Source organism: Polynucleobacter aenigmaticus, assembly GCF_002206635.1.
GTDB lineage: Bacteria > Pseudomonadota > Gammaproteobacteria > Burkholderiales > Burkholderiaceae > Polynucleobacter > Polynucleobacter aenigmaticus.
In genome coordinates this window covers 1-9,280 of sequence record NZ_NGUO01000022.1, presented here as the reverse complement: position 1 = coordinate 9,280, position 9,280 = coordinate 1, and the positions used below count along the sequence as shown (strand labels likewise).

The window sequence follows — 9,280 nt, the reverse complement described above, 5'->3', positions numbered from 1 at the left end:
TAAAGATCTTGCAACAGATATGCGGGAGTTCTTTAATAAATGGNATCAGACTGGTGCTGAGCGCCGTGCGCAACGTGTGCGCCACGATGAGGATGCAGATGTTCCTAGCGAAGATGAGATGAGCAGTTTGCAATTTGCAAACATCGATGACTTACCACTCAGTTTGCGTGATGAGGTGTGGTCTGACCTAGATGGTTTAGACGACGACGCTGACGACGAAGATACCGTGAAGCTGCATAAAGTGTTGGCTGATGTCGGCATGGGATCGCGTCGTGACATGGAAGACTTAATCATCCAAGGTCGTGTTTCGGTAAATGGTTTGCCCGCACATATTGGTCAGCGCATTGGGCCAACTGATCAAGTGCGTATCAATGGCAAGCCAGTGCATCGCAAGATTCAGACTAAGCCACCACGCGTCATCATGTATCACAAGCCTTCAGGCGAAATCGTGAGTCAGTCGGATCCAGAAGGTCGTCCAACCGTATTTGACCGCTTACCAAAGCCACGTCAAGGTCGTTGGATTGCAGTGGGGCGTTTAGACTTTAATACTGAAGGCCTCCTGTTGTTCACCACATCTGGTGAATTGGCTAATCGCTTAATGCATCCCCGCTACGGTGTCGAACGTGAATACGCCGTCCGCATTCTTGGTGAGTTGAGCCAAGAAAATACAGCGCAATTAAAGAGCGGTATTACGCTCGATGATGGCCAAGCTAAATTCTTGCGCTTATCCATGGGTGGTGGCGAAGGTGCAAACCGTTGGTATCACGTAGCCTTGACTGAGGGGCGTAACCGTGAGGTACGTCGCATGTTCGAAGCTGTTGGGCATACCGTTTCTCGTTTGCTCCGCACCCGCTACGGTATTTTCTTGCTTCCTCCGCGCTTGAGACGGGGGAAATGGGAGGAGATTGAGGCCGGCGGTATCTATAACTTGATGAAGTTGGTAGGCTTAAAAATGCCACAGCCGCAAGACAAGGGCCGTAATCCAAATGCGCAGGGTCGCGATCGCCGCCCTCCTGTTGGCGAAGACTTTCAGCCCGATCCAATGCAAACCTCAGTTTCTTATTGGGGATCCCGTGATGCTTTGACGCTGGCTAGTGGCCACAATAGCCTGACCCATCAAAGTCGGGGTGATAAACCTGCTGGCGGTCGCAGTGGATCAGGCGAAGGACGCGGTCCTTTCCGAGGCCGTACTAACGCTGGCAGACCCGGTCAGGGAGCTGGGCAAGGTGGTCAGGGTGGTCAAGGTGGGCAAGGAGCACAAGGTCAGAATCGCAATAAAGGCAAGAAAGTGCACCATGGCCAGTCTGCTTTTGTGACTGCTAGCCCTCAAAGCCCTGGAAATGGCCCTAAACGGGGTGCACCAAAAGGACGCAAACCCTTCAATAAAGGACCTAGAAAGCCACGAAATCCAAGCGAAAGCTTCTGATTTTGATGAATTTTCCTCTAAATCGGCTATAATTTTGCACTTACAGCAGTTCGCTGCTGTTTTGGGTGGTTACCGACTGATGTTGCGATCAACGTAAGTCGGCCTGTTCTGAATTTCGAGAATATGGGCTTTGAAGCCCATTTTTTTTTGCCGTTTTGGATTGAAGGGTTGTCGTGAAAGATCAGCGGATTATTTCTGCAGAGGTAGAAAACTTAGGGTACGCGCTAGTAGAAATCGAGCGCGAAGCCGGAGGCTTGCTGCGTGTCACGATTGAAAACCCAGATTACGAACGTTTGATTAATGTGCAGGATTGCGAAAAAGTAAGTCATCAGCTGAGCTACACATTACCAGTCGAGAATATTCCTTTTGAGCGTTTAGAAATTTCTTCTCCAGGATTAGATCGGCCTGTGAAGTCCGCTGCGGATTACGAGCGTTTTTCTGGAATGGAAGTGGATTTAAAGTTGCGCGTTGCCGTGGGTGAGCGCAAGAAGTTTCGTGGTGTGTTGCAAGGTTTGCTGACCGGCGAATTAGATTCGCCTGACGCGAAATTTGGTTTGTTGTTTGAAGGCACTGATGGTGCTGAGTCTCAATTGGAGTTTTCTTTAGCCGAGGTCGATAAGACTCGGTTGGTCCCTGTTATTGATTTCAAAGGAAGAAAGTCATGAGCCGAGAAGTTCTCATGTTGGCAGACGCCTTAGCGCGTGAAAAGAACGTAGATCAAGCAATTGTGTTTGAGGCGCTAGAGATGGCGTTGGCATCAGCCACTAAGAAGCGTTACCCGACAGAAGATGTGGATATTCGTGTATCGATTGATCGTGAGTCTGGTGAATATGAAACCTTCCGTCGCTGGTTGGTGGTTCCCGATGAAGCCGGCCTTCAAGAGCCAGATAAAGAGATCTTGCATTTTGAAGCGCTTGAGCAATTCTCCGACATGGAAGTTGGCGAATATATCGAAGAGCAAATCGAATCCTTAGCCTTTGGCCGTATTGGCGCACAAGCTGCTAAGCAAGTGATTTTGCAACGCATTCGTGATGCTGAGCGTGAGCAGATTTTGAACGACTACCTTGAGCGTGGCGAAAAAGTCATGACCGGTACCGTGAAGCGTGCTGATAAGAATGGTTTGATTATTGAATCTGGTCGTGTAGAAGCATTGTTGCGTCGCGATCAAATGATTCCAAAAGAGAACCTGCGTTCTGGTGACCGCGTTCGTGCATACATCCTGAAAGTGGATCGTGAAGCTCGTGGCCCACAGATTGAACTGTCACGTACTTGCCCAGATTTCTTGATCAAGTTGTTTGAGAATGAAGTTCCAGAGATGGAGCAGGGTTTATTAGAGATTAAGGGCGCTGCTCGTGACCCTGGTATCCGTGCAAAGATTGCTGTCATCACCTACGACAAGCGTATCGACCCAATCGGTACTTGCGTTGGTGTTCGTGGCACACGCGTTACAGCGGTGCGTAACGAAGTGGCTGGCGAAGCAGTGGACATTGTTTTGTGGTCGGAAGATCCAGCGCAGTTTGTGATTGGTGCTTTGGCTCCAGCCCAAGTGTCTTCTATTGTGGTTGATGAAGAGCGTCATGCAATGGACGTGGTAGTTGATGAAGAAAACTTGGCAATTGCGATTGGCCGTAGCGGACAGAATGTTCGTTTGGCAAGTGAATTGACTGGTTGGCAAATCAACATCATGACCCCAGAAGAGTCTGCTGAGAAAACTGAAAAAGAAGCTGCTTCTGTTCGTCAATTGTTCATGGATAAATTGGACGTTGACCAGGAAGTTGCTGATATCTTGATCGAAGAAGGTTTCAATACATTAGAAGAGGTTGCTTATGTACCCCTTTCTGAGATGTTAGAAATCGATTCTTTCGATGAAGACACGGTAAATGAATTGCGTACTCGTGCGCGTGACTCCCTCTTGACCATGGAATTGGCTAAAGAGGAGCGCGTTGGCGAAGTCTCACAAGATTTACGTTCCCTAGAGGGAATGACTACTGAATTGATTGCAAAGCTTGCTGACAATCAAGTTCATACCCGTGACGACTTAGCTGAACTGGCTGTTGATGAGCTAGTTGAGGCGACACAAATTGACGAAGAAACCGCGAAAACGCTCATCATGAAAGCGCGCGAACATTGGTTTACTTCATGAGAGGAAGTAGTGCATGGCAACAACAGTAAAAGTACTCGCTAAAGAATTGAAACGTACCGCGCCAGACCTTCTGGAGCAGTTGAAGGCGGCCGGTATCGAAAAAGGTTCTGAGGACGACAGCATTACCGAAAAGGACAAGACTGTCCTGCTTGAGCATTTGCAAAAAGAGCATGGTAGTGCTGATACGGGTAATCGCAAAAAGATTACTTTGATTAAGCGTGAAAATTCAGAGATTCGTCAGGCGGATTCTGCTGGGCGCACTCGTACCGTTCAGGTTGAGGTTCGAAAAAAGCGCGTGCTAGTTAAGGCAGGAGATAGCGCTCCTGAAGAGGCTCCGGCTCCAGCAGTTAAGGAAGTTGCTCCTGCAACTCCAGCCAAGCCAATTCTCTCTCCAGAAGAGTTGGAAAAACGCGCAGCCGAAGCGACTCGCCAAGCCGAGTTATTAGCACGTCAAGAAGCTGAAATGAAAGCGGCGGTAGATGCTCGCGAAAAAGAAGCGGCTGCTGTTGCTGCCGCTGCAAGCGTGGCTGAGCCAGTCGTTGAAAAAGTAGCTAAGTCGGTTGACGAAGCGTCTGCTGCTGCAGAAGCTGTAGCCAAGGCTGCCGAGAAGAAGGCGCAAGCCGATAAGGCTGCCAAAGATATCGCTGATGCTAATAAAGCGCAGTTGGCTGATATTACAAAACGTCGCGCCGCTGCTGAAGCTGAAGCTTTAGCTATTCGCGACATGATGAGTGCACCTGCACGCGTTCTTAAAGCACCAAGTGAAATTGCTGCTGAAGAAGCTAAAAAAGGCACCTTGCATAAACCTGCCAAGGTTGAGGGTGCCGATGACAAGAAGAAGGTAGTTGCTAAGGTTGGCGGCAAGACGATTAAGTCTGCAGAGACCTCATCAACTTGGAAAGAAGAGGGCGCCAAGAAAGCTGGTGGCCTGAAGACTCGCGGCGATAGTTTGGGCGGTGTAGGCGGTTGGCGTTCCGGCGGTGGCAGAAGAAAGCAACGTCAAATTGCTGAAGCTAACGTCGATACCAATTTCCAAGTGCCAACAGAACCGGTTGTACGTGATGTTAGCGTTCCAGAAACTATTACTGTTGCTGAGTTAGCTCACGCAATGGCTGTGAAGAGTGCTGAAGTAATTAAGCTCTTGATGGGTATGGGTCAGATGGTCACGATTAACCAAATCTTAGATCAAGATACGGCGATGATCATCGTGGAAGAGATGGGTCATACATCCCATGCTGCCAAATTAGATGATCCAGATTTAGATCTCGGTATCGCTGGTCACGATGCGGAATTGTTGCCGCGTCCACCAGTTGTAACGGTGATGGGTCACGTTGACCACGGTAAAACTTCTTTGCTCGATAAGATTCGTGCGGCTAAGGTTGCTACTGGCGAAGCTGGTGGTATTACTCAGCACATCGGTGCTTATCACGTTGAAACTCCACGCGGCATGATTACTTTCCTCGACACTCCAGGTCACGAAGCCTTTACGGCGATGCGTGCTCGCGGTGCTAAGGCAACCGATATCGTGATTTTAGTTGTCGCAGCTGACGATGGCGTGATGCCACAAACAAAAGAAGCGATTCATCATGCTCAAGCAGCTGGTGTTCCGATTGTGGTGGCGATCAACAAGATTGATAAACCAGACGCCAATTTAGAGCGTGTCAAAACTGAATTAGTTGCTGAGCAAGTGGTTCCTGAGGAATACGGCGGCGATGTGCCATTTATTGGTGTTTCTGCAAAAACGGGTGACGGCATTGATGCGCTGCTCGAGAACGTCCTCTTGCAAGCAGAGATTTTGGAGCTCAAAGCAGCTAAAGATGCTCCAGCACAAGGTCTTGTGATTGAGGCACGTTTGGATAAGGGTCGCGGACCTGTAGCAACCGTGCTCGTTCAGTCCGGTACGCTCAAACGTGGTGATATGTTGTTGGCTGGTTCAACCTACGGTCGTGTTCGCGCGATGTTGGATGAAAACGGCAAAGCCTGTAATGAGGCTGGCCCATCTATTCCGGTAGAGATTCAAGGTTTATCTGAAGTGCCTGCTGCTGGTGAGTCAGTGCAAGTAGTGCCTGATGAGCGTAAAGCGCGTGAGATTGCCCTCTTCCGTCAAGGTAAGTTCCGCGATGTGAAGTTGGCTAAACAGCAAGCATTCAAACTCGAAACCATGATGGAAAACATGGAAGAGGGTGCTGTTGAGGCTAAGTTATTACCGCTCATTATTAAGGCGGACGTACAGGGCTCTCAAGAGGCGTTGTCTCAGTCATTGCAAAAGCTGTCTACTGCAGAGGTGAAGGTTCAAATCGTTCACGCAGCAGTGGGTGGCATTACTGAAACTGACGTGAACTTGGCGGTGGCTTCTAAGGCAGTCATCATCGGCTTTAACTCTCGCGCAGATGGTGCGGCGCGTAAGTTGGCTGAGAACAATGGTGTGGATATTCGTTATCACAACATCATTTATGACGCGGTTGATGAAGTTAAAGCAGCCTTGAGTGGCATGTTGACACCAGATAAGAAAGAAGAAATCACCGGTATGGTGGAGATTCGTCAAGTCTTCTTGGTATCTAAAGTAGGTGCGATTGCTGGTTGCTTGGTACTCGATGGTGTTATCAAGCGTAACTCTAGCGTTCGTCTCTTACGTGAAAACGTAGTGATCTGGACTGGTGAGTTGGATTCTCTCAAGCGCTTTAAAGATGACGCAAAAGATGTTCGTGCTGGTGTTGAGTGTGGCTTGTCATTAAAAGGCTACAACGACATCAAAGAAGGCGATCAACTGGAAGCGTTTGAAGTGACTGAAGTTGCTAGAACACTCTAAGAGCTACACAGTACATGCATAAAACTAGCCCTCATCGTAACCAGCGTCTCGCCGATCAAATTCAGCGAGATCTGGCCGAGCTGATTCCTCGTGAATTGCGTAGCCCCAGCTTAGGTTTAATTACTTTACAAAGTATTGAACTGACGCCGGATTTGGCTCATGCAAAAGTATTCTTTACAGTCTTGGGCGCTGAGCCTGCGGTTGCATTGAAGGCGCTTCAGGACAAAGCAGGTTATTTACATTCTTTATTGTTTAAGCGTTTGCATATTCATACTGTGCCGACTCTGCATTTCCACTACGACAGTTCTGTTGAGCATGGCATTGAAATGTCCCGCTTAATTGATGAAGCAGTGGATAGTGACCGCAAAGACGAGAGCGCGTAATTTCATGTCTGTACGTATCGACGGAGTTGTCTTACTTGATAAACCTTTTGGCATGAGCTCGCAAGGCGCAGTCACAGCGGTCAAGCGTGCATTGAATGCAGAAAAAGCAGGGCATACCGGCACTTTAGATCCGATGGCAACTGGCTTGCTTCCGATTTGTTTGGGTGAGGCAACGAAGTACTCCCAGGATTTGCTAGAGGCAGATAAGACTTATATCGCTCAAGTGAAATTTGGTCAGCGTACCGATACTGGTGATGCTGAAGGTCAAATCATCGAGGAATTACCCCTTCCCCTATTTGCTGATGCAGTTGCTATGAAGCTGGCGCTGGAATCATTATTGCCGGCATTTACTGGCCCCATTAGCCAGGTTCCGCCAATGTATTCAGCGCTTAAGCGTGATGGCAAACCTTTATATGAATATGCTCGTGCCGGCGTTGAATTAGAGCGCGCTCCTCGAGATATTACGATTCATGCCATTCGTTGGACCGATGTCAATTGGCCCGAAGCCACTTTAGAAGTGAGCTGTAGCAAAGGAACTTATATCAGGGTCTTGGCAGAAGATATTGGTAAAGCCCTGGGTTGCGGTGCGCACTTGGTTGGCTTGCGCCGAATTGCAGTGGGTCATTTGACCCTAGATCAATCTTTTGTACTCGAAAGTATTCAACAAGGCTTGCAGGATAGTTCTAGCTATATCTTGCCAGTCGATGCGCTCTTGCAAACCTTGCCACACTTAACGGTGGATGAGCAGCAAGCAAAGCGCTTAGAGATGGGGCAACGTGTTCCACTCAATATACCGTCCATCGAAGCGCTCGTTCGCATTTATCGCGCAACAGCTGCTCCCCATAACTTTATTGGAACTGGTGACTGGCGCTCGGGTGTTTTGCATCCCAAGCGTTTGATTTCTTCAGCCCATTAAATCATTTTGACTTATTGATTCATTAACCTTAACTAACCCTATTCTTAACTTCAGAAGCTTCACATGACTAAACGCGCACTCCGTAATATCGCCATCATCGCCCACGTTGACCACGGTAAAACTACTTTGGTTGACCAACTCTTGCGCCAATCTGGCACATTCCGCTCCAATGAAAAAATGACCGAACGCGTCATGGACTCAAACGATCTAGAAAAAGAGCGTGGCATTACTATTTTGTCCAAGAACTGTGCAGTTGAATACGACGGCACACATATCAACATTGTTGACACGCCAGGACACGCCGACTTCGGTGGTGAAGTAGAGCGTGTACTCTCCATGGTTGACGGTGTATTGCTCTTGGTTGATGCGGTTGAAGGCCCGATGCCACAAACTCGCTTCGTAACTAAAAAGGCCTTGGCCCTCGGTTTGAAGCCAATCGTAGTGATTAACAAGGTTGATCGCCCCGGCGCACGTTGTGACTATGTGATCAATGCTACTTTTGAATTGTTTGATAAGTTAGGGGCAACTGAAGAGCAGCTCGATTTCCCAATCATCTACGCATCAGGCTTAAATGGCTATGCAGGGCCAACAGAAGATGTGCGTGAGGGCAACATGCGTCCTTTGTTTGATGCTGTCTTGAAATACGTTCCTGTGCGTGATGACGATCCAGATGGTCCTTTGCAATTCCAGATTTCTTCAATTGACTACAACAGCTATGTCGGTAAGATTGGCGTTGGTCGTATCAGCCGCGGTCGAGTGAAGTCAGGCATGGAAGTGGTCTGCATGAACGGTCCTGATGGCGTGCCATTTAAAGGCCGTATCAACCAAGTATTGAAATTTAAAGGTCTCGAACGCGAAATCGTTGACGAGGCAGTTGCTGGTGATATCGCTTTAATCAACGGAATTGAAGAGTTGGCAATTGGTACAACGGTTTGCGCGGTTGATAAGCCAGATCCATTGCCAATGCTCAAGATTGATGAACCTACTTTGACCATGAACTTCATGGTGAACACCAGCCCATTAGCTGGTCGTGAAGGTAAGTTTGTTACGAGCCGTCAGATTCGTGAGCGTCTTGATCGTGAATTAAAGGCCAATATGGCTTTGCGCGTCCGCGAGACCGCTGACGATACCGTGTTCGAAGTTTCTGGCCGTGGTGAGTTGCATTTGACTATTTTGGTTGAAACCATGCGTCGTGAAGGCTATGAGATGGCAGTTTCCCGTCCGCGCGTAGTATTCCACGAAGAGAATGGCGTCAAGATGGAGCCATACGAGAACTTAACAGTTGACGTAGAAGATGCTACTCAAGGCGCTGTGATGGAAGACTTAGGTAAGCGTAAAGGGGAGTTGCAAGATATGGTGAGTGACGGAAAAGGTCGTACCCGTCTTGAGTACCGTATTCCTGCACGTGGCCTAATCGGCTTCCAAGGCGATTTCATGACCATGACTCGCGGCAATGGATTGATGAGTCATACATTTGATTGTTACGCTCCAGCTAAAGATGGCATTTTGGGCGANNNTNTCTAACCTCAAGTCCCAAGGCGTAACTATGTTGTTGGTAGAGCAGTTCGCTGCAGCTGCCTTGCAGGTTGCAGACTATGGCTAT

6 protein-coding genes and 2 pseudogenes are annotated in these 9,280 nt (G+C 48.5%); all 8 read left to right on the top strand.

Annotated features, from left to right (window positions below; all coding sequences use genetic code 11):
- The coding region (gene rluB / locus CBI30_RS10425; protein WP_240553576.1) for a 23S rRNA pseudouridine(2605) synthase RluB at positions 1-1,426 on the top strand (1,426 nt) is incomplete at its 5' end.
- A gap of 173 nt (positions 1,427-1,599) precedes the next feature.
- Entirely contained in the window at positions 1,600-2,091 is a 492-nt protein-coding gene (gene rimP / locus CBI30_RS10420; protein ID WP_088528233.1) for a ribosome maturation factor RimP, read from the top strand.
- Positions 2,088-3,569, top strand: a complete 1,482-nt coding sequence (gene nusA / locus CBI30_RS10415) for a transcription termination factor NusA (protein ID WP_088528232.1) — start codon at positions 2,088-2,090, stop codon at positions 3,567-3,569. Before rimP ends, nusA begins: the two co-directional genes overlap by 4 nt.
- A gap of 13 nt (positions 3,570-3,582) precedes the next feature.
- Positions 3,583-6,378 (top strand): translation initiation factor IF-2, encoded by a 2,796-nt coding sequence (infB, locus tag CBI30_RS10410; protein ID WP_088528231.1) that lies wholly within the window; start codon positions 3,583-3,585, stop codon positions 6,376-6,378.
- Between the two features lie 14 nt (positions 6,379-6,392).
- Positions 6,393-6,761 carry a 30S ribosome-binding factor RbfA gene (gene rbfA / locus CBI30_RS10405; protein ID WP_088528230.1) on the top strand — a complete coding sequence of 123 codons (369 nt, stop codon included), beginning with the start codon at positions 6,393-6,395 and terminating at the stop codon, positions 6,759-6,761.
- A gap of 4 nt (positions 6,762-6,765) precedes the next feature.
- Positions 6,766-7,677: a tRNA pseudouridine(55) synthase TruB gene (gene truB / locus CBI30_RS10400; protein WP_088528229.1), complete on the top strand. Its 912-nt coding sequence runs from the start codon at positions 6,766-6,768 to the stop codon at positions 7,675-7,677.
- A 63-nt stretch (positions 7,678-7,740) separates the two neighbouring features.
- A pseudogene (locus CBI30_RS10395) lies at positions 7,741-9,189 on the top strand (GTP-binding protein TypA/BipA); the annotation flags it as partial.
- Positions 9,190-9,196: 7 nt separating this feature from the next.
- Positions 9,197-9,280 (top strand): annotated as a pseudogene (locus CBI30_RS11075) (ABC transporter ATP-binding protein); the annotation flags it as partial.